Origin of the sequence: Chryseobacterium sp. CFS15 (assembly GCF_031118795.1) — a bacterium.
Lineage (GTDB): Bacteria > Bacteroidota > Bacteroidia > Flavobacteriales > Weeksellaceae > Chryseobacterium > Chryseobacterium indoltheticum.
The window spans coordinates 1-24351 of the sequence record NZ_JAVHYL010000021.1; the positions used below are offsets into that span (position 1 = coordinate 1).

The following is a 24351-nucleotide window of genomic DNA, read 5'->3' on the forward strand; positions in this document are numbered from 1 at the left end:
AACTATTATCAGATTTCTTATCCCGAACTGAGGTTATTATTAAAAACAAAAGAGCCTTGAAAATCGAGTGATTAACAAGGCTCTTTGTAGACCCACAGGGATTCGAACCCCAACTGATGGTACCAAAAACCAGAGTGCTACCGTTACACCATGGGTCTGTATTTTTTAGTGATGCAAATTTACAGATTTTTTCTTTATCTGCAAATCAATTTCTATTTTTTTTGATTTTTCTTTTACCTCATCAGCAAACTTTCAACATAATCATCTGTCTATTAGACGTTCGTCTCAGTCATTTAATTTTTTAGAAAAAAATGAATTGAAGTCGTATTATTGATAGACTTCAATTCATTATCATTTTTATTTGATATCAACGATATACCTTCTTAAGGCTTCCAGAAGCTCCATACTGTACCGTTGAATACAGCAAGCTGTTTGGCGGTGGTATCATACACCATCATTCCCGGTGCGGGATTAATAATATTAAGATGAGGGCTCGCAACTCTGGGAAGAATCATCGCCTTGTTGGTATCTTCTAAAACCAATATTCCCGGTGTAGCTGTGGGCGTACCAATTCTTACCGCCGCATCGGTGTTCTCCGTTGTTACATTATTCTGTATCGTTGCAAGATCTACAGTAGAATTTTGAGGATCTATGGTAGTTCCTGTAGTGTCTATTGAGAGATCTTTCCAGCCTGATGCATTTTTTGTTTTCACTTTATGGTCAGAAAGGTCATAGACTACCGTTCCTTCAACGGCGCCAGAAACAGCACCTGTATTGGTTACCCAGGGAAGAACCATTCCCCGGCTTTCGTTTCCGAATTCTAAGGAAATGGAACTGTTTTGTACCAATCCCTTCCCTACTGCCACCTGAGCAGGAATCAGCAGCGTACTCACAAGGAGTACTGCTGCTGAAATTATAATATTATTCTTATTTATCATTTTCAATTGTGCGTTTTAAAATTAAAATCATCTTTATTAATTACGGACAAGCCTGCGTATTAAAGCATTTCCAACCTGTAGAAGTTCCGTCGGTATTGATGTAAATACAGTCTGAATCAATATTATAAACCATCATACCATCCTTTAGATCAGCTGCAGGAATATCCGTAATTTGCTGAGCAGTCAATCTATTAGGTACAAAACCTTTTGTTTTAGCTTCCAAAGCGGTCCATGCACCTTTTCTTACCATTGGCCAGTTATCGGCATTTACTCCTGCTCTTCCTAGAGAAGTAATACCTTGTGGTGTGTCTAAAACCATTCCTGATGTAGCAGCAGGCACATAGCAGAAGCAGTTTGCAATAGCCATATTAATTGCATTGGCGTAAGTAGAAGTATAATTGGTAATACCATTTTGATCGGGATCTACACTATCGTTCAATCCGTCATTATTGGCATCTGTTGCCATAGGATTAAGCTGGCTTCCTGATAATTTAAATGCCGCTATTCCATAGCTTAAGCCGTTATTATTCGTCACTGAAGCAGGCGTACTTATGTCTGTTGCAGGACTCACTCCTGACTCTGCTAAATCTGAACATCCGTCGCCGTCACTGTTTAGATCCAAATGATTAGGAACTCCATCTCCATCCGTGTCTACCGAACATATTCCAGGTTTAGGATGAGCTGAAGCAAGGTAGACAGGTGTAACGGCTATAACAGATGATATTTCCTGAATACCTGCAGTTCCAGTATTGAAAGCTGCAGTATTACCTGCCGCTACTGTACCTACAGATCTGATCTGGTAATATCTGTACGGAGTAGTCACAGCATTGGCAAAAGTTACCGAAGTGGTGTTTAGTGCAATCCCATTACCGCTTGTCAGTAAAATATAACTTACCCCATCAACAGAGCCATATAGCTTTCCAAACGCACTGCCATTAGACATACCGCTTGAAATTTGAGTAACAGTAAGAGAACTTAAAGTAACCGGTGTTGGATAAGTAACTGTAAAGATCGTCGCTCCCGATGCTACCGATTGGTTTTCAAAATTATAAGGATTAGCATCAGATGTATTACCATTATGTAAAGTAGCAATCTCTGTATTTGCTGTAGGATCTCCGGCAGCTGCATTAAGCGGAGAAGTAACACTAGTGATAGTATTGGCTTCAGCTGCAGTGTAGAAACAAGCCGGGCTTTCTGTAGCATCTACAATACCATCATTGTCGTCATCTATATCATTAAGATCGATAATGCCGTCGCCGTCAGTATCCGTACATACATTCAAAGCTGAATTTATTGCATATTGAGTATAAGTAGATGCATAATTAGTAATACCGCTATCCGGCATGGTCTCTACATTATCACCTATCCCGTTATCTCCATAATTACCACCAACAATAACATGAGTTCCCGGAACACTACCTCCTGCATTAAAGAAATTAGCCGGAACTAACAAAGCTTTATCAATACCTGCTTCTACAGCGTCCGGACAACCATCACCATCACTGTCTCGGTCTACATAGTTGGGAACACCATCGCCATCGTTGTCAGAACTACATCCCATTTTGGTACGGTGCAGAGAAGGGTTATAGTTTTTATATTGAATCGTGAATTCTATTAATCGGGCATTATTGGTAATATTCACATTATCAATCCCTATAATTCTGTAAGAATGATATCTTGTGGTAATATGTTGGGTGTTGCTAAAGGTATATGTAGAGTTAGCAGTCAACATATTTTGACCTAAAGTATCAGACAGATCTGTCCACATATTGGTATCAATGTCCAAGCCTTGCAACTTCCATTTTCCACCCCCGAAAGCTACACCACCTACATTCAATTTTACATTGTCGATGAGTGCCGCATCAATGACCGGCAGATCAAAAGTAATCAATGCTTTATTTTGAATACTCACTGCTGGAGTTACTGCCCCATAATTGGTTGTTGCTGTATTATTATCATAAGTATTTGAAAGAGGATCAGCTGTTGCCCAAGTAAAGTCTGAAGTTACTGCTTCAGTAATATCCATAGCCTGCGCTTCTGTATAAAAGCAAGAAGGTGATTCTACCGCATCCGGAATCCCGTCATCATCAGTATCGATATCCATCAAAAATTTATTGTCACAAGCACTCACATCTGCAACGTCAGCAATAAATTGGTAAGTATAGACATGCTTATACGCATCAGGATTGGAGGGAAATTGTAAAGCATCAGCAAAACCGTTGCTGCCATAAGGTCCCGGCACCATTGCATTGGGAACATTAGGAGTGGTAGAAGTTACTGCTCCTCCACTACCGTTCTTAACAGTACCGGGTACAGATGCTTCCGTTGATTGGTTATAAAGAATCGCTTCTTTAGTATCCGGACAGCCATCGCCATCGCTATCCAAGTCTAGACGGTTAGGAATACCATCATTATCGGTATCGGTGAAAGCTCCGCAAGCTAAAGTACTTACTAAACTTACACCATCAAGCACAATGTATTGGATATTTCCACTAGAGACTTCATTATTTGTTGTAAAGGTTAAATCATGTGATGTTGCCGTAGGTATAAATGTCATTTCTACCTGAGACCACTCCTGATTAAGCGGCCCTAGAAAAGGTAAACTCGGAGAATATTGTATTTCGTTTCCTAACTGAACTTTCCAACGAATTTGAGGCGTTGTAGTATTAACAGGGGTTGTTCCATCGATACCTGCATTGGCCTGATAAAATGTTAATTTATAAGGAACACCAATCGTTAAACCAGAAACAGTAGTTTTCATTTCTTCGATAATATTGGCATTTGTTAATCCGCCAACAAATATACCTCCGCTGGGAGACGCTTTCATTCCGTTTGCTATTCCGCCCCAATTTCCGGAGCCAACAACAGGTATTCTATAAGCTCCATTCAAAAGAGTTGTAGGATTCCATGAATCAATAGAATTATTTGTTTCTATCCAACCTGATGAAAAAGTAGCATTTCCATGTATGTTATTTTGGTTATTGCCATTGTTCGCGTTGGTCCATTCACTCGTACTGGCAACTGGTTGCAATATCTCAAATGATCCATCAGCTGAAAGAGCTTCACAAGGTATCATTTCAATCACATCCAAAACCCCGTCATTATCATCATCTATATCTTTAACATCAGGTATCAAATCTCCATCACTATCCAAACAAGCGCTTATTGCTGCATTGGTTGCATAATCAGTATAGGTTGATATATAATTGATGGCTCCGGCAGTGATAGAACTTTCAAACTGATTGAGCAATCCGTTGTTATTGCCATCGGCTCCCGTATTGTAGGTCGTTGTATTGTTAGCGGTGAATACGGTGTTTCCTGCTTCTACAGAATCGCTACAGCCGTCACCGTCGCTATCTAAATCTCTATGGTTAGGTACACCATCACCATCGGGGTCGTTAGTGCATGTTGCTTTCGGGTGTGCAGATGGAATATAATCGGAAGCTGCTGTTAAACCTACTTCTGTAATATCTACATTAGATACTGTCCCAAGGATGCCTTGTAATCTGTATTTTGTATATATTGCCTGCGAACCGCTTGGAATTGCAAAACTCTGAATATTAGCCGACGAATTAGCCGGAGTGTAAGTCTGCAAGGGTATCCATATAGTACCATTCCATCCATCAACGCTCACTGAGCTGGCTGTAGTACCCAATGCATTTGCAGTGGCAGCATCATAACGAATGTATAGCGCACTTGCCTTTAAAGGAGTTAAAGGCCTTATTTCAAAGACCGTTAAATTAACTTTAGTTGAGGCAGTAAAAGCAAATGTTGTAACTATATTATTATCATAAACGTTAGCAATTGTACCTGTGGTCGCAACCTGTGTTGTAACAGACTGCGGAACAGCAATCTCAGCAGCATTAGAGAAACAAGAAGGACTTTCTACAGCATCTAATACCCCATCGTTATCATCATCAATGTCATTAATATCTAATATGGTGTCCCCGTCTGTATCAGCACAAGCTGCATAATTAGATCCTATCGCATAGGGGTTATAAGTTGAAGGATAATTAACAGTTCCTGGTGTTGTTGTACTTTCTACAGAATCGTTTAAACCATTGTTGTTTAAATCAATACCACTAGGGTTTAACTGGCTTCCTGTCAATTTATTTGCGGCAATACCATAGCTCGTTCCGTTATTATTGGTAGTAGATGTCGGCGTGCTTACATCTGTAACAGGACTTACTCCTGATTCTGCCAAATCTGAACAACCGTCGCCATCACTGTCTAAATCCAAATGGTTAGGCACAGCATCTCCATCGGTATCGCAGCTTCCTGCAAATACTGACATCCCTTGTACAAAAACCTGATCAAAACCTGTCGTATTAAGAGAACCGGATACTATAAACCTATGAATTCTAGAGTTATTTAGCGTTTGGCTAGTATCTACACTCATTGTAGAGCCATCAGGAAATGTTCCTGTATAAATAACCGTACCTGCATCATCAAAACAGATTAATGTAAGCGTACTACCATCTGTTCCCGGCTCTGCGGAAACCTGAATTCTATTGACCAGCCTTTTCTGATTTGTAAAAGGATTATAGTATTCAAATGAATACGATACAGCATCTCCAAAATAAATATATTCATTATCAGCATCTCCTGAATGACTGATAATATTAAAGCTATTATGAACGATATTATAAGGTGCCACCTTACTCCTTTCAGTGATAATTAAACCGTATTGACTATATAAAGCATTTGATGGATTAACCCCTGTAGGCAATGTTGCTGTCAGGTTTTTAACACCTCCAACTATAGTCTGTATTCCGGATCCACACTCTACCGTATCGGGTATGCCGTCATTATCATCATCAAGATCTACACCGTCTGCGATGCCGTCTCCATCTGAATCGGCCGTGGCACTGATATTTTTATTAAGAGCATACTCAAAATAAGTAGAATTATAATTTACATAGCCGTTATTATCTGCATCCACCGCATCCACAAGACCATCGTTGTTCGCATCTACATCCGGGAATTGGTAATTAGAAGCGGTGTTGGTTGTAGCTCCTGCCTCCAGGGCGTCAGAATAGCCATCTCCATCACTGTCCAGGTCAAAATGAGGGAGAATATTATCCCCATCGATGTTAGCATCTGTACAACTTGCTTTAGGATAGCGTGATGCGATATAATTATTTGGCATCAGCAATTTTACTTCTCTTATTTGACTCCCGACAATTGTGCCTGCAAGCCCCTGTAATCTAAACTTACTATAAGCAATATTTTGATTTTGAGTAAAATTAAAAGTCTGGTAAAATCCTTGTGCCGTATTAGGAGCAGTGCTCGGATTAAATGCTGGCATCAATGTGATCCATGCTATGCCATTCCAACCTTCCATAGTAAGAGAAGCTGCCGTACTAGAGAATTCCGTTTGTGCGTCAAAATTCATCTCAATCTGCAATCCCGCTGCTACAACAGGCCGGATTGGAGTGACTTCAAAGACGGTAAGATTTACTTTAGTAGTTCCAGTAGCAAAATTAAATAGCGTAGCAGGATTATTATCATACAAATTAGCTATTGTTCCTGAATGAGCAACCGTTGTTGTTACAGAAGCAGGAATGGCTATTTCGCTTGCGGTATAATAACAGTTCGGACTCTCTGTTGCATCCGGCACACCGTCATTATCATCATCAATATCAATGGAATTAATAATTCCGTCTCCATCAAAATCGTCATTCGGACCCGTCTGGGCAGAGACTATCCCTGATGAGAGGAAGGAAAGGAGAAGTATTTGGCAAAACAAACATCTCCAGAGGATAGTTTTTTTCATCATTTGTGTTTTTTAAGATTGTTATTTCCTTAAAATACTTGTTTAATACTGATAATTCAGTAATACAAAGTACCATATCAATAAACAAATATTATTTAACAAAAGTATATAAATTTTAAATAATTTAAACATTAATACTTAAAAATACTAAAATTAATCAGTTATTTTACACATAACATATTAAATACACCTAATACCAACTTGTGCATTTCACTCAGAAACCACGATAATTTCAAAAAAAAATTCAAAGACCGAACTGTACTTTATCTTAGTATTTTTTACTACTTTTTCTTACAATTAACTGAGTCATCTTTTAAATATGTGAAGAGACGTTCCTGAATTATTATTCAAAAAAAATGACCCTATTTATTTTTCTATTTATAATTTTTATTACATTTGATAAACACAAAAACACAAATCTATTCCTCAATTAATATTCTGCTGTTCTCTATTTCTTGTCGATTATTTTTCAACATTGTGGTATATTAACTTCTCAATATAAAAACACTTTAAAAACAATAAATGATGTCTAAAAATCAAATCAGTGTAGAAATTCCTCAGGAAATTATCACACAAGTAAGCTCAAAGTTTCAGGAGATTAAAGATCTGCTAGCTCCCTACATGGGAAACATGACGGTAGAAGAACGAAAAACGCTTCCTAAAATGAGTGATAAAAGCGTTGCTTTCGTCAACAAAGTTATCGAGTACACGATAGCCAACCCCAAATTTGTCCCTACGATGATGGATGCGCAAGAGTGCAAAAAAGATTACATTGCCAACCAGGCTTTATTGCCATTGTATGCGGTATCTCAACAAGTAGGTGAAATGATGAAAGATACGATCATGCTTACCGGGCACGAAGCCTACGTGCAAGCTCTTTATTACTATGGCAGCGTAAAATTGGCCGCCAGAGCAGGAGATGCAGAAGCCAAAACCATTGCTGAAGACCTAAGCAAACGTTTCCCAAGAGGTAAAGCCTCTTTAGAAAACAAGGCTGGCGGCATATAATTGCTGTAACCCGACCTTTTTACTCCGACATTCCAGTATTGAGCTCAAATGTTTAAGCTGTCAGCTTAAACACTTGAGCTTTTAACTCAATCATTTGAGCATTTAGGTCGGATGTTTGGGTATTTTACTCAAGTAACGGAGTGTATTAGTCAAGCTTTTAAGTACATAGGTCGGATATTGAAGCTTTTAGCTCAACTGATAATGCATTACACTTGCGCATTTTGAATCATTGGTTTTCGAAAACAGGCAGAAGCTTTTGCTTTTTTATCGCAAGGGAAGACAATGTTTTTATAATGAATGTATTTTTTAAGTTAAACAAAGGCATTTTGACTTCGTCGAATCTTCGATTTCAGTTAGCAAAGAAATACAAAGACTTTATGATCAGCATATAATGTTGATTTCTCAATGCACTTAAAAAAAGAATACCTCTCATGCAATCTGCACGAGAGGTATTTTTAAGTTTTCTAAATATATCTTACGGCTTCCAGAAGCTCCATACTGTACCGTTGAAAACAGCAAGCTGTTTGGCAGTGGTATCATAGACCATCATTCCCGGTGCAGGATTAATAATATTAAGATGAGGGCTCGCAACTCTCGGAAGAATCATTGCCTTGTTGGTATCTTCTAAAACCAATATGCCTGGTGTTGTGGTCGGTGTACCGATTCTTACTACCGCATCGGTGTTCTCTGTCGTTACATTATTTTGTATGGTTGCAAGATCTACAGTAGCATTTTGAGGATCTATGGTAGTCCCTGTAGTGTCTATTGAGAGATCTTTCCAGCCTGATATATTTTTTGTTTTCACTTTGTGATCAGAAAGGTCATAGACTACCGTTCCTTCAACGGCGCCAGAAACAGCACCTGTATTGGTTACCCAAGGAAGTATCATGCCCCGGTTTTCGTTTCCGAATTCTAAGGAAATGGAACTGTTTTGTACCGATCCTTTCCCTACTGCCACCTGAGCAGGAATCAGCAGTGTACTCATAAGGAGTACTGCTGCTGAAGTTATGATGTTATTGTGTGTTATCATTTAGTTGTGTGTTTTAAATTTAATAAATTACTATTAATCCGGGCAAGCCTGTGTGTTAAAGCATTTCCAGCCAGTCGGCGTTCCATCGGTATTAATGTATAGACAGTCTGAACTGATGTTATACACCATCATTCCTTCTCTCAGATCACCTGCCGGAATAAGATTAATCTGAGCAATTGTCAATCTATTAGGTACAAAACCTTTTGTTTTGGCTTCCAAAGCAGTCCATGCCCCTTTTCTTACCATTGGCCAGTTATCAGCATCTACCCCCGCTCGGTGTAAAGAAGTGATCCCTTGTGGAGTGCTCAAAACTGTTCCTGATAAAACGGCTGGTCTGTAACAGAATAACGTACAAGATGCTATTGCTGCATTAATGGCGTTAGAATAAGTATACATTCCGTTATATGTTGCAGACAAAGTATCGTTTGATTCTATTGCTGTATAGAAACCATTGGTTCCGTAATTTGCAGGTGTATTGTTTCCGACAGTTACTTCGGGAGAAGAAGAACTGGTAGGGTTGTTTAATGTTCCAGAGCTGTAAGTCCCACCATTAGCAATAATATAATCGATTACCCCTGCTTCTCTGGCATCAGAACAACCATCGTTATCACTATCTGTATCTAAATGATTAGGAATACCGTCGCCATCAGTGTCGCATAAAGCAGTTCCACTTCCTACAACCGCTACACGATCTACTACAAAATCATCTGCCAGCCCCCCTGAAATAGAAGGATAAAATAAAAGATAATAATTTCCGGATGACTGAGGAATGAAGTTGCCTGTAAAATTTTTGTAGGTTGGGTTGCTTGATGTACCTGGAAGTGTATTTAGTGTTCCGGAACTTATGATTTTTTCAGGTGTTTTAGTATCTGCATTATATAATAATACGATATACTTGTTTGCAGATCCTACTGTCGCTCTATTACTCAAATCAAATGTGTATTTATAGGTTGCACCTGCAACTAAAGGGACTGCAATATTGGAAACCAAAGGTCTTTGAGGATCCTGTTCCTGTAAAGCATACTGTACCCCTGTAGCAGTATTTACTCCATCAATCTGATCAAAAAGTCCTCCGGTAAGAGATGAGTTGCTAGGAAGTCCTGCACCAAAACCATAGTTATAAACATTTCCTGTTTTAGTAATATTATTGACTGTAGGTGTAAAAGGCTCAGCGATAGGAAGCGGAGAGTTGGCAAGTCCCATATACCAATTTGGTAAGCTTGCTGCCGCAGCAGAGAACCCTCCGTTTGAAGCTAAGTTTGTAGTAAGAGCAGGACATTCTACTCTATCTAATATTCCATCATTATCATCATCTATATCTTCAGCATCTTTAATTCCGTCCCCGTCAGTGTCGGGTCTGTTATCTATCAGATCGCAGGTATTACCCAAACCATCCCCATCAATATCAGGACTGATGATTTGGCTACTGCCAACATTTTGACCACCGTTAGCTATTGTAGGAATTCCGCTGGCATCAATTGTATTTCCTAAATTTACATTGATTGGGCTTGCATAACCATTATATGTTGTTCCAATGTTACCTCCATTAATAGATGAAACTACTAAAGCAGAATTTGTAAACCCACCACTTCCTTCAGTCGCATCAGGACACCCGTCTCCATCACTATCCAGATCAAAATAATTTGGGATGCCGTCGAGGTCTGTATCAACTCCTGTCTGATAAGTATAAGATACATCATCAATAATAAAATCATCGGCTCCTATTTGCCCGTTAGGACCACTTACAGCTCCGTTTTTTCGCTGTACAAGCACTAGTCCGGAACTTGCGAGGTTTGCTGTATTTATATTAACGGTAATTGTAAAGTATGAACCCGTTGCAAAGCTTCTTGATATATAGTCTCCATTTATTGCAAGGCTGAGTACCAATGAAGAATCAATGAGCTCAATATTTGTTGTAGGGCTGGCTAAGGTTGCGGTAAGAGGGTTTGAAACTCTGAATATTCTTACCAAACCTGTTGTTGTTTCCAAATAAAAATCCATTTTCCCCCAACCTTGGTTTATTGAAGTTCCAAAAGCATTTACGGATAATACCTTTACAGAAAATGTAGCAAAAGCAGGGGTAGAAGCAGTTTTTAAAGGAACATTGGATTGTGAAAGGTTTAAACCTTCGGCACCATCCATGTAACTTACTGCACCGCCGCTTTCTGCTGCCCAATTAGTAAGGCTTGAAGTTCCAGCTCCGTTGGTAGTCCAGCCGGTTAGATTTCCACCTGTTGTTCCATTTGTTCCAAAATTTCCATTGATAATAGCATTGACACTTAAGGCTAGGTTTTCATTGATGTCTAAAATTCCGTCATTATCATCATCCAGATCACTTTGATTCAGAACCCCGTCGCCATCCCAATCATCTGTGGGTCCTGTTTGGGCAGAGAGCATGTTGAGGGAACTAAAAAAAAGAAGTAAAATGTGGCAGACTATAAAACGTCTTAGAATAGTTTTTTTTATCATATGTAAGTTTTTATAAATACAGTAAATTCTTCAGTCAGAATAAACTTTTCAATGTTTGTCTGAACATTAAAATATTAGCAAAATGATTTAAATAATCATTATTAATTAAACAATCTGAATTTAACATAATTTGGGAGGCCAAGATATTCAAATTAATTTTAGAAATATATTAAATACTCTTAATCAACCTCCTCATTAGTAAAAACATATAAAAAAAAACGTTAATTACCAAACATACAAAACTGTGAAAATCAACAAACTAATTATAAAAAAGCGTTAATTATGAATATTTATCACAAAGCAATTTTTTTATATTTTTTACATCTATAATATAAACTCATTGCCAGCACAATAAATATATTTTAAAAATCAACAATTACCACCTATTATAATCAAACATATAGTAATTTTATTCAAATTTCGGTCATAAACAATGAATATCGCATTAAATGAGTGTAAAAAATTTACAATTACTGTTGTTCTAAATAACTAATCATCGAATTAAAAAATTAGTTGATTTTCAACCATTACAAGTAATGAAAACAACCAAAATCTAAAGTTGTATTAATTTTTTTTTAGAAGTTGATACAATTATGATATAAAAATTCACAATTCTCAGAGAACATCTTTTATTTAAACTCAACAATATGAATTTCGAAAAATAGCTGCGATAATTTTTATTTTTCCGTATTCTCTACGACCTTAACATCTTTTTCCTGAACTCTTATTTTCAGCTATTTTTTGAACTGTGCTTAATCTTTTGTTTACCAGAATAGATAAGGATAAAACAATATTAATTTCATGCATTAATGTAGATTCCGAGATTTAACCTTGTTATTCCTTCGTAATTGACATACAGCAATATCTTTTGCCGAAATGATAAGATTGCTCCACCGATCTTAATAAAAAATTCCGATCTCACATCATCACAACTTCGTACTAAACCAGAACCTGTATACTTTCAATGATTCTCCATGCGTTCTAAAAAAATAAAACCTCTCATGCAAACTTTGCACGAGAGGTATTTTTAAGTTTTCTAAAGATATCTTACGGCTTCCAGAAGCTCCATACTGTACCGTTGAAAACAGCAAGCTGTTTGACAGTGGTATCATAGACCATCATTCCCGGTGCAGGATTAATGATATTAAGATGCGGGCTCGCAACTCTCGGAAGAATCATCGCCTTGTTGGTATCTTCTAAAACCAATATTCCCGGTGTAGCTGTCGGTGTACCGATTCTTACCACCGCATCAAGGTTTTCTGTCGTTACATTATTTTGTATCGTTACAAGATCTACAGCAGAGTTTAAAGGATCTATCGTGGTACCGGTGAGGTCTACCGAGAGATCTTTCCAGCCTGATATATTTTTTGTTTTCACTTTGTGATCAGAAAGGTCATAGACTACCGTTCCTTCAACGGCGCCAGAAACAGCACCTGTATTGGTTACCCAGGGAAGTATCATGCCCCGGTTTTCGTTTCCGAATTCTAAGGAAATAGAACTGTTTTGCACCGATCCCTTCCCTACTGCCACCTGAGCAGGAATCAACAGCGTACTCATAAGGATTACTGCTGCTGAAGTTATGATGTTATTGAGTATTATCATTTAGTTGTGTGTTTTAAATTTAATAATTTCCTATTAATCCGGGCAAGCCTGTGTGTTAAAGCATTTCCAGCCAGTTGGCGTTCCATCTGTATTAATGTATAGACAGTCTGAACTGATGTTATATACCATCATTCCTTCTCTCAGATCACCTGCCGGAATAAGATTAATCTGAGCAATTGTCAATCTATTAGGTACAAAACCTTTTGTTTTGGCTTCCAAAGCCGTCCATGCCCCTTTTCTTACCATTGGCCAGTTATCAGCATCTACCCCCGCTCGGTGTAACGAAGTGATCCCTTGTGGAGTGCTCAAAACTGTTCCTGATAAAACGGCTGGTCTGTAACAGAATAATGTACAAGATGCTATTGCTGCATTAATGGCGTTAGAATAAGTAGAAGTATAATTGGTGATGCTGTTTAGATCAGCATCAACACTGTCATTCAAACCGTCATTATTAGTATCGGCAGCAGTAGGATTTAGCTGGCTACCGTTCGGGTTGGCAATCCCATAGCTTCCACCAGCATTATTGGTCAACAACGGTGTAATGATATCCGTTGCAGGACTCACTCCTGACTCTGCCAAATCTGAACATCCGTCGCCATCGCTATCCAGATCCAAATGATTAGGAATGCCATCACCATCGGTATCTACCGAACATATTATCGCTTTTTGATGCGCAGAAGGTATGTAAGAAGCCGCCACCGTTGAGGTAATCTCACCAATAGTATTTGTCGCAGCTAATGCTCCAGGTACAGAGCCTGTTTGTATTCTATAATATTTGTAAGGTTGCGTGGTTGTAATATTAAACACTGTTGGTGTAGCTGTAATTAACGTAGCCGGACTTAAAGCCGCCGACCATGTAACGCCATCATTTGAACCTACAACAACTGCATTGGCACCCGCTGCACTAATATTGTCTGAAACACTCAACGTTGCCAGTTGCAAAGATGTAGGATATTCAATGGTAAATAGATTACTCCCGGTAGGATTTGCCGTTGCAGCAACTACATTAAAATTAAATGTCAATGCTGCTGCGCCATCATGTAACAGCTGAATGTCGCCATCTGTTTGATCATCATCCGGGCTGGTAAATTGAGAAGTAATTTTTGAGATGACATTAGCTTCTGCCGCGGTGTAAAAACAAGCCGGGCTTTCAACGGCATCTGCAATACCATCATTGTCGTCATCTATATCATTAAGATCGATTATTCCGTCACCATCAGTATCTGTACATAAATTTAGAGTGCTTACAATTGCATATTGATTATAACTATATATACCGGTATATGCAGCAGATGAGGTATCATTTGTTTCAATACCAGAGTAAAATCCGTTTGTGCCATAGGCTGCAGGAGTATTATTACCTACAATAGCGTTGGCTACCCCTGTTTGTGTACCGCTTGTGTTTACCAAAGTTCCTGCTGAGGTGTTTCCTGCACCCGCCTGAGTTGCCGTTCCTGCTTCTACAGCGTCCGGACAACCATCGCCGTCACTGTCGAGGTCTAAATGATTAGGAATACCATCATTATCTATATCTAAGCCATTAAGACAAGATTCTGCATTTGAAATGCCATTAAAGCTTAGTCCTACAGCATCTACGTAGCTTGCTGTTGTGCCAGTTAATCCATAATAAATAAATCTTACGTAGTATCTTGTATTCAAATTTAAAGGATAATTACTATAAGTATCCATGGTATTATACACAATATTACCTCCGGTTACAGTTGTCGCCCCAGTAGTTAAAACTGTATAGGTAGCAAAGCTTGGATCAGTAGATATGATAACACCTTCTTTTAATGGTGCTTGAATGGTATAATTAGATATTTTATCGATTGACAGATAGGTTGAAGTCGTAGTAAAATAATATTGCATATAATCTCCATTCGCCACGGCATCATCGAAGTTCGCTGCTGTAGCCCCTGTAAACTTTAAGACATTGGCACCAGACACATCCACAACACCAGGACCAAAAGTACGCACACTATATGGTTGGGTTTGAGCAGCGTTATACTCTGTGGTTGGTAAAGTATGAAGAGTCTGTTCAAAATCCCATACTAACACATTAGACGCATCATCTCTATCTACAATAGCACAAGGAGGTGACTCAACAACATCCAGCACTCCATCATTATCATCATCTATGTCTATTACATCTACTATACCATCACCATCGGTATCAGTACATGCTTTAATAGAGGCTTTTATAGCATACATATTATACGTAGAAACATAGGTAACGATACCATTATCTGCCGTTTCTAAGGAATTATCTAATCCGTTAGTCCCTACAGGTCCGGTAAATTTATAATTAGCAGTCAAATTACTTGTTGCTCCTCCTTCCATAGCATCGCTACAACCATCACCATCGCTATCTAAATCTAAATGATTAAGAATACCATCACCATCGGTATCGCTAGCACAGGTCGTCTTAGGATAAGATGACGCTATATATGATGCATTATTAAAATCAAAATAAACTTCAGAAGCATTGGCTGCAATCATGTTTGATGCGGTAGCACCTCCTGTGATTCTGATATATTTATAAGCCGTTGCTGTATTAAGCGTCAACGGATATTTGATAGAAGTGGTTACACTCACTGCACCATTTGCTGTAATATTAGTAGCCGGCCCTGCTGCAATTGAGGCAGAAAGATCTACCCAGTCACTTCCATTATTAGTATTAGACCCTTGAATCTTTGTCACTCCACCAAACTGGGTTGTTGTATTAAATTGAAGATATAATGCATCTAGTTTTACAGGTTGAGCAAAATTAAACAGGTAAACATTTGCATTTGCATTCGATTGTGCAGGCGATGCAGAGAAAGCAACTGCCGTTGTACCGCTTATGCCATCAATTAATTGGCTAAAGTTAGCCGTCGTAGTCGTTAATCCCGAAGAAATTGTAACCCCATAGAAAGGTTTCGCCCCAGTATTCCATTCACTTGCTGTATAGAAACAAGATGGGCTTTCTAGCGCATCGACAACCCCATCATTATCGTCGTCAATATCTACAAAATCATTAATACCATCTGCATCGGTATCAGCACAAAGACTAATAGCATTGCTAATAGCAAAAGGATAGGTATAAGTCCCGTTATAAAGACCACTATCCACAGTCGTTTCAATACCATTAAAGAAACCGTTGGCACCATATTGAGCTGGCGTACCGTTTCCTACATAAGCATTGGCAGTTCCTGATGGAATACCACCTGTATAAATCGTTCCACCACTTGCAGACATTGAAGCAGATGCTCCAGCATTAGTAGAAACTCCTGCTTCTAAAGCATCCGGGCAACCATCACCATCACTGTCTAGATCCAGGATATTAGGTATTCCATCGCCATCTGTATCATTGTTTGCACACATTTCAGAGAAATAGGCTTCCTGTAACCAGTTTGCTTGAACATTACCTGAAATCCCATATATTCTGTATTTGGTAAATGAATAAAGATTAGCCGGCATACTGAACTTATAGGACAATTGAGCTGGATTGGCTATGCCTGTGGTAGGTGTTGCAACGGTTATTTGAGAGCCAATATTCTCCCATGAAACTCCGTTCCATCCTTGCATCTGAACCACGGCACCAGCTATAATTGCAGTTTGGGTTAAATAGGTACTTAATTCTATCTGTTTCAGCGCTTTGGCAGACGGAAAATCAAACTGCAATACAGTTTGAGCAGCAATAGTTGCCCCGTTAGGGTATGTCTGATTCGCAGTGTCTGCCCCATCCACTAAAAGAGATAAAGCGCCGTTCCAAGTTACTGTACTGCTAACCGTTACACCTGCTTTGCTAGTGTATGTCGGCGTCGCACATTGAGCTTCCGTTATATCCAGGATACCATCATTATCATCATCGATATCGGTAAGGTCATTTATTCCATCGTCATCAGTATCCGTACAGGCGTTTATAGCTAAATTTGTTGCATATAGATTATAAGTAGAAGTATAATTAGGAACCCCATTTACATCAGAATCTATGCTATCATTCAGTCCATCATTATTTGTATCGGCAGCAGAAAGATTTAGCTGGCTTCCTGTCAATTTATTTGCGGCAATACCATAGCTGCTTCCTACATTATTGTTTATAGAAGCCGGAGTGCTTACATCTGTAACAGGACTTACCCCTGATTCTGCTAAATCTGAACAACCATCGCCATCACTGTCTAAATCCAAATGGTTAGGCACAGCATCTCCATCGGTATCACAGCCTCCTGCAAACACTGACATCCCTTGTACAAAAACCTGATCAAAACCTGTTGTATTATTTGATCCGGATACTATAAACCTATGAATTTTAGAGTTATTTAGAGTTTGGGTAGTATCTACACTCATTGTAGAGCCATCAGGAAATGTACCTGTATAAATAACCGTACCTGCATCATCAAAACATACTAATGTAAGCGTACTGCCATCTGTTGCCGGCTCTGCGGAAACCTGAATTCTGTCTACCAGCCTTTTCTGATTTGTAAAAGGATTATAGTATTCAAATGAATAAGATACAGCATCTGCAAAAAAAATATATTCGTTATCAGCATCTCCTGAATGACTGACAATATTAAAGTTATCACGAACGATATTATAAGGTGCTACCTTACTTCTTTCTCTGATAATTAAACCGTATTGACTATACAAAGCATTAGAAGCATTAAGACCGGAAGGCAATGTTTCTGTTAGATTTTTAACTCCACCTGCTATCGTCTGTATGCCGGATCCACATTCTACCGTATCGGGTATGCCGTCATTATCATCATCAAGATCTGCATCGTCTGCGATGCCGTCTCCATCTGAATCGGCCGTGGCACTAATATTTTTATTAAGAGCATACTCAAAATAAGTAGAATTATAATTTACATAGCCGTTATTGTCAGCATCCACTGCATCCACAAGACCATCGTTGTTCGCATCTACATCCGGGAATTGGTAATTAGAAGCGGTATTGGTTGTAGCTCCTGCTTCCAGGGCATCAGAATAGCCATCTCCATCACTGTCCAAGTCAAAATGAGGAAGAATATTATCCCCATCGATATTAGCGTCTGTACAGCTTGTTTTAGGATAGCGTGATGAGATATAATTATCAGGCATGAGCAATTTTACTTCTCTTATTTGGCTCCCTACAATTGTACCTGCAAGCCCCTGCAATCGAAATTTGCTGTAAGCCGTATTTTGATTTTGGGTAAAATTAAAAGTCTGGTAAAGTCCTTGTGCCGTATTAGGAGCAGTGCTTGGATTAAATGCTGGCATCAGCGTTACCCATGCAGTACCATTCCAGCCTTCCAGAGTAAGTGAAGCTGCAGTATTAGAAAATTCCGTTTGTCCGTAATTATTCATTTCAATCTGCAATCCCGCTGCTGCAACAGGCCGGATTGGAGTAACTTCAAAGACAGTAAGATTTACTTTAGTAGTAAGATGGGTAAAATTAAATAGCGTAGCAGGATTATTATCATACAAATTAGCTATTGTTCCTGAATGAGCAACCGTTGTTGTTACAGAAGCAGGAATGGCTATTTCGCTGGCGGTATAATAACAGTTCGGACTTTCTGTTGCATCCGGTACACCATCATTATCATCATCAATATCAATGGAATTAATAATTCCGTCTCCGTCAAAATCGTCATTCGGTCCGGTTTGAGCATAGATTATACCTGATAAGAGGAGGGAAAGGAGAAATATTTGACGAAGCAAAAATTTCAAGAGAATCGTTTTTTTTATCATGTTTCAGTTTTTATAAATACAGAAAATTCTTCAGTCAAAACAAACTTTTAAATGTTTATCTAAAAATTAAAATATTAGCAAAATGATTTAAATAATCATTATTAATTAAACAATCTTAATTTAACATAATTTGGGAAACTAAGATATTTAAATTAATTTTAGAAATATATTAAATACTCTTAATTAACCTGGTAATTAGTAAAAACATATAAAAAAAAACGTTAATTATCAAATACACAAAACTTTGAAAACCAATAAACTAATTAAAAAAAAGTGTTAATTATGAATATGTATCACAAAGCTATTTTTTATGGTTTCAATATCTATAATATACACTCATTGCCAGCACAATAAGCATATTCTAAAAATCAATAATTATTATCTATTGTAATCAGATATATATTGATTTTACTCAATTTTTAGTTATAAACAATGATTATCGTATTAAAATGAGTGAAAAAAACTTTCAATTACTGTTGTTCTAAATAACCAATCATCGAATTAAAAAATTAGTCGATTTTCAACCATTACAAGTAATGAAAACAACCAAAATCTAAAGTTGTATTAATTTTTTTTAAGCAGTTGATACAATTGTGAGATAAAAATTCAAAATTTTTAGAGCACCTCTTTTATTATATTCAACAATATGAATTTCGAAAAATAGCTGCGATAATTTTTGTTTTTATGTATTCTCAAAAAGCTTAAAAACATTTTCCGAAAGTCTTATTTCCAGCCATTTTTTAAATTGCACTCTATCTTTCGTTTTTACCAGAGTAGATAAGGATAAACAATATTAAGATCCTTCACCAATGTAGAATCAGCGGTCTATAATCGTAATTGACCTACAGCAATATCTGATAAGATTGTTTTAACCGATCTCGATAAAGAATTCCTGATCTCCCATCATCAGCACTTCGTATTAAACAATAACATGTATATTTTCAGTGATTATCGATGCGTTCTAAAAAAATAAAACCTCTCAATGCAAACGTTGCATGAGAGGTTTTTTCTAAGTTTTTCAGAATATATCCTAAGGCTTCCAGAAGCTCCACACTGTACCGTTGAAGACAGCTAGCTGTTTGGCGACAGTATCATAAACCATCATTCCCGGTGCCGGATTTATAATATTAAGATGCGGACTCGCAACCCGGGGAAGGATCATTGCCTTATTGGCATCTTCCAGAACCAATATTCCCGGTGTGGCTGTCGGCGTACCGATTCTTACTGCCGCATCGGTATTTTCTGTGGTTACATCATTCTGTATCGTTGCAAGATCTACAGTAGAATTGTGAGGATCTATAGTCGTACCCGTAAGGTCTACCGAAAGATCTTTCCACCCTGATGCAATTTTTACTTTCACTTTGTGATCAGAAAGATCATAGACTACCGTTCCTTCAACGGCGCCTGCAACATCACCTGCACTGGTCACCCATGGAAGTACCATTCCACGGTTTTCATTTCCGAATTCTAATGAGATAGAGCTATTCTGTACCGATCCCTTTCCTATGGCAACCTGAGCATATACTAGCGTTCCACAAGAGAGAAAAGCCATTGCGTAAAGCATTCTTTTTACTAATGTTATTTTATTCATAATGTGTGTTTTTTACGATTTACAGATAAGTACTATTAAGGACATGCTCTTGTATTAAAGCATTTCCACCCTGTCGGAGTTCCGTCGGTATTAATGTAAATACAGTGTAGATCAGTATTATACACCATCATACCATCCTTTAGATCAGTTGCAGGAATATCCGTGATTTGCTGAGCAGTTAATCTGTTGGGTACAAAACCTTTGGTTTTAGCCTCAAGAGCAACCCAGCCACCTTTTCTTGCCATTGGCCAATTGGCCTTCTCAATTCCTGCTCTAGCCAAAGAAGTCATTCCGCTTTGAGTTTCCAATGCAGTACCGGAAGTAATTGCCGGTTTGTAGCAGAACAATGTACACGAAGCTATTGCTGCATTAATTGCGCTGGCATACGTATAAACTCCGGTATAAGCAGCAGTTGGTGTATCATTATTTTCTCCAGCATTATAAAAGCCGTTGGCTCCATAATTTGCAGGAGTATTGTTTCCCACAATTGCATTCGAAACGCCTGTCTGTATGCCACTTGTATTTATCAATGTTCCTGTGCTGGTATGATTTGCTCCTGCATGACTTGCGGATCCGGCTTCTACAGCATCCGGACAACCATCACCATCACTGTCCAGATCTAATTCGTTGGTAATACCATCATTATCTGTATCTATATTGGTACATTCTATTTTTGTTTGTCCATTCACCTGGAACTCTCTAAATTGAGCATCACTTCCTGCCAAGCCATTTATAGGTGTGCTCCATGTTATTTTTACAGTCGCCGTATTGCCAACAGGGGTAAAAGATAAAGTTTTGTAACCATGATCAACTGACAAAGATGCAGGGTTTGTTTGATTAGCTACAGTTGAGAAACTATGTAATGTAACCCCATTCACAGCCAATGTCACACTATTAGCATCAGGATTCTGTATATTTAATGAATAAGAATGAAACTTTAACGTGTTTACAACTCCCGGATTAAGATCGGTAAGCGTAAAAGTAAATGATTCTGTACCGTTATCCTGGTATCCTTGTACATACGTTCCTGCTGATGCTAAATAATTGACACCGCTGTTAGCATCCTTTACACCGCCCCAAGTACCGGGACGATAATCTTCATATAAAGGCAGCCCTGTATCTATACAACTTTGTTCGACAGTGTCTAAAATACCATCGTTATCGTCATCAATATCAATAGAGTTGCTGATACCGTCGCCATCAAAATCTGTACATTTATTAGAATTTATATTAGTGCTTATATCTACTGATTGTCCTGTTCCTGCAATAGTAGGTATTCCCATCGTACCGGAAGTTGCACCCACTGTATTTCCTAGATTCTGGGTAATCGGCGCAGCGCTGGTTCCATTATAAGAAGTTCCGCTATTTCCTCCAGGAATGGAAGAATTCATAAGATGAGGTGTAGCAAAATCAGCACCGCCCTCAATTGCATCAGGACAGCCATCTCCGTCACTATCAAGATCAAACTTATCAGCAAGACCATCACCATCAGTATCTAAACACGTATTAATATAATAATAAACATCATCTATAAAAATATCGTCACCTGTAGAGCTATATTTGAATTCTATCTTCCCAGTTTCAGGAAGAGCTGCTGCATTAAAGACTATTTGTAAATCATAATAAGCAGATAAACCAATTGACCTTGGCGAAGAAGGACCCAAAAGACCTCCATTCACCCTAAACTCGGTAATAATACTGTTAGCTGCCGGATCTCTGGTAATTGTAGGATTATTTGAGTTGGCAGGATTACTTATACCAAACAGCCTCACCCCTCCTAAGTAAGCACCCATCTCCATAGATTTTGTAGTCATGGCTCCCATGTTAGCAACATAATTTTCTGTTTTCACTTTTAGCACATATATCGGGCTTGATGTACATGAATTTTTAAGAACTACATTTGATTGGGAGGCACTTGCTGCGGGCGATACACCATCATAACGACCCGTTAAGGCATTAGCATAATTTGACCAGCCTGCCACCAATGACCAATTACTTGTATTAGAATTAAAAGTAGGATTTACTACGGTATTGAAAACACCAGTACCCTGCTCGAGTGTATCTGGAATACCATCGTTATCATCATCTAAATCAGTTTGATTGACAACGCCATCACCGTCGTAATCATCTGTAGGAGCTGTCTGGGCTGAGAGATTGCCAAAAAACAGAATCAGGAATACAGCCAGAAATTTACTATATAGCATAAAGCTACATAAGGCATAATTTTTTTTCATCGAATGTGTGTTTTTGTGTTATTAATTTTTATTTTCTAAAAATTATTGTAATAAAATATTCATTACTTATTTGTGTTTTATATAAATTTTAAAAAGATCTAAATCACCGTCAAAAACTGCTGACTGTATGTCTGCATTTCATAAATCAAAAAGAATAGTGAATTATAGGGTACAATTACAGACCGAAAACAGTCCAGTATTGTGGTTTAATCAAGAGTTCCATATTTGTATTTGCAGCAAAATTACAATATTTTTATCAAATAACACTATGTAACGAATAGTAAAATTGAAAATTCATTAAATTATAACCAAGCAAACAGCCTGTTTATAATGATTTTAACAAATAAAATTTATTTTAGAAAAATCAGTAAAAGTGAGATAATTAAGTGATTTTAATAAAAGACATGCTGTAAAATTTACAAATTAAACTGCTTTGCATTTTACTTTTCTAATTGTCTTTTTTTGAGTCTTCTTTAAGTTTCAAAACCTGAATATTTTTACTATTAAGTCGCGTTGAAAGCCAATTTTGAAGTTTAGCTGTTTCTACAGGCTTATTTTCATTGTCTTTAAACAATAAAACCAGTTGAATTGTTGTACTGTCTGTATCTGGATATTGCTCCACCTTACCCAAAGAAATATTCTCCACCTCCGGGAAAAGAATTTTCATTTCTTTAATGAGCTTCGGATCTTCTACTCTGTACTTTCCAAGTTCGTTATTGAGTTTGCTGATGATCACATCCTTTTCAGAAACAGAAGATTCCTGTTTATCTAGTTCTCTCAGTATTTCAGATTTTAGATCGCTGTCATTTTGTCTAATTGTGAGTTCGGTATCTGATAAACCTTTTTCCTCAAGCAATTTGTTGTAACTCACAATTTCCCTCTTTGATAATTTCTGATTTAGAAAAGCAAGATCAATTTTTTTGGGAAAAGTATTGTAACTGATCTTCTTATAAATCAAGATGTATCCTTTAGAATTAAATTCAGAATTGATGAATTCTTCAACAGATTTTGTAAATTTTTTCTCATTGTAAAGATTATATGCCAGATAAAAACTCGGGACAATCATTACTACGATAAGGGTTGAAATTCCGTAACGGATCCTTTTTTCATATTTACTATCGATGATAACAGAAGGATATTTGAGATATTTAACTACAAAAAAAGTGGCAATACAGATAAAGAAGCAGTTGATAATATATAGATAGAATGCTCCAAAAAAATAGGAAAAATTAGAAGTAGCCAACCCAAAACCAGCTGTACACAATGGCGGCATCAAAGCTGTTGCAATAGCTACACCGGGAATCGGATTCCCTTTCTCAACCCTTGTTATGGCGATAATTCCTACCAAACCTCCAAAAAAAGCGATCATTACATCATAAATATTGGGAGCAGTTCGTGATAGTAATTCTGACTGAACATCTTTGAACGGGCTGACATAAAAATAAAACGTAGAAACCGTAAGACTTACTACAGTAGCAATAAGAAGATTCTTAATCGATTTTTTCAATAAAGGAAAATTGTAAGTCCCAAGTGCAAAACCAGCTCCCACGATAGGCCCCATCAAAGGAGAAATAAGCATCGCTCCTATAATTACTGCTGTAGAATTCACATTTAGTCCTATCGATGCAATAATAATTGCACAAGCAAGAATCCATAGGTTGGCACCTCTAAATGAAATATTAGAAATTACATTTTCAAGTACCTTTTCTTTTTTATCTTCGCCGTTATGAAGATTAATAAAGTTGAATAAGCTATCAAACATTTTTGTTTTTTTAGGTCATAAAAATAAGGTTTTCAATAATACCTATCGATAAAATCTCTGTTTGATTTTAAATTCAATATTTTTTGCTATAAAAAAGTTTACACGGATTGATTGTAATAAAGAAAGAGATATCCCGAAGACAGAATACTTACAAATTTTGATCTGTGCAGTTAAGATAATAACTTCATTAATCAGCTGATTTCTCTAAAAAGACAATGCTAAATCTCAGGAT

10 protein-coding genes and 1 tRNA gene are annotated in these 24351 nt (G+C 37.7%); 1 reads left to right on the forward strand and 10 read right to left on the reverse strand.

Annotated features, from left to right (window positions below; translation table 11 throughout):
* Window positions 1-87 precede the first annotated feature (87 nt).
* The 3 genes from OH814_RS20325 to OH814_RS20335 form a co-directional block, all read right to left on the reverse strand.
* Window positions 88-158, reverse strand: a tRNA-Gln gene (locus tag OH814_RS20325).
* 225 nt (window positions 159-383) lie between these two features.
* Complete coding sequence (locus tag OH814_RS20330) at window positions 384-938, reverse strand: hypothetical protein (protein ID WP_308829428.1); 555 nt, start codon at window positions 936-938, stop codon at window positions 384-386.
* 40 nt (window positions 939-978) lie between these two features.
* On the reverse strand, window positions 979-6714 hold the full coding sequence (locus tag OH814_RS20335) for a hypothetical protein (RefSeq protein ID WP_308829429.1): 5736 nt from the start codon (window positions 6712-6714) through the stop codon (window positions 979-981).
* A gap of 525 nt (window positions 6715-7239) precedes the next feature.
* Between OH814_RS20335 and OH814_RS20340 the strand changes: the two genes are divergently transcribed.
* Window positions 7240-7722, forward strand: coding sequence for a hypothetical protein (locus tag OH814_RS20340; protein ID WP_279195777.1), 483 nt, complete (start codon window positions 7240-7242; stop codon window positions 7720-7722).
* Between the two features lie 475 nt (window positions 7723-8197).
* Here the strand turns inward: OH814_RS20340 and OH814_RS20345 are convergent, their stop codons facing one another.
* The 7 genes from OH814_RS20345 to OH814_RS20375 form a co-directional block, all read right to left on the reverse strand.
* Window positions 8198-8752, reverse strand: coding sequence for a hypothetical protein (locus tag OH814_RS20345; RefSeq protein WP_308829430.1), 555 nt, complete (start codon window positions 8750-8752; stop codon window positions 8198-8200).
* Window positions 8753-8785: 33 nt separating this feature from the next.
* Window positions 8786-11149 carry a hypothetical protein gene (locus OH814_RS20350; RefSeq protein ID WP_308829431.1) on the reverse strand — a complete coding sequence of 788 codons (2364 nt, stop codon included), beginning with the start codon at window positions 11147-11149 and terminating at the stop codon, window positions 8786-8788.
* 1119 nt (window positions 11150-12268) lie between these two features.
* Window positions 12269-12823: a hypothetical protein gene (locus OH814_RS20355; RefSeq protein WP_308829432.1), complete on the reverse strand. Its 555-nt coding sequence runs from the start codon at window positions 12821-12823 to the stop codon at window positions 12269-12271.
* Between the two features lie 33 nt (window positions 12824-12856).
* Window positions 12857-18532 (reverse strand): hypothetical protein, encoded by a 5676-nt coding sequence (locus tag OH814_RS20360; RefSeq protein ID WP_308829433.1) that lies wholly within the window; start codon window positions 18530-18532, stop codon window positions 12857-12859.
* A gap of 1030 nt (window positions 18533-19562) precedes the next feature.
* Window positions 19563-20123 (reverse strand): hypothetical protein, encoded by a 561-nt coding sequence (locus tag OH814_RS20365; RefSeq protein ID WP_308829434.1) that lies wholly within the window; start codon window positions 20121-20123, stop codon window positions 19563-19565.
* Between the two features lie 35 nt (window positions 20124-20158).
* A complete protein-coding gene (locus OH814_RS20370; RefSeq protein ID WP_308829435.1) occupies window positions 20159-22357 on the reverse strand; it encodes a hypothetical protein in 2199 nt (732 codons plus the stop codon).
* A gap of 448 nt (window positions 22358-22805) precedes the next feature.
* Window positions 22806-24119: a DUF389 domain-containing protein gene (locus OH814_RS20375; protein WP_076562966.1), complete on the reverse strand. Its 1314-nt coding sequence runs from the start codon at window positions 24117-24119 to the stop codon at window positions 22806-22808.
* Window positions 24120-24351 lie beyond the last annotated feature (232 nt).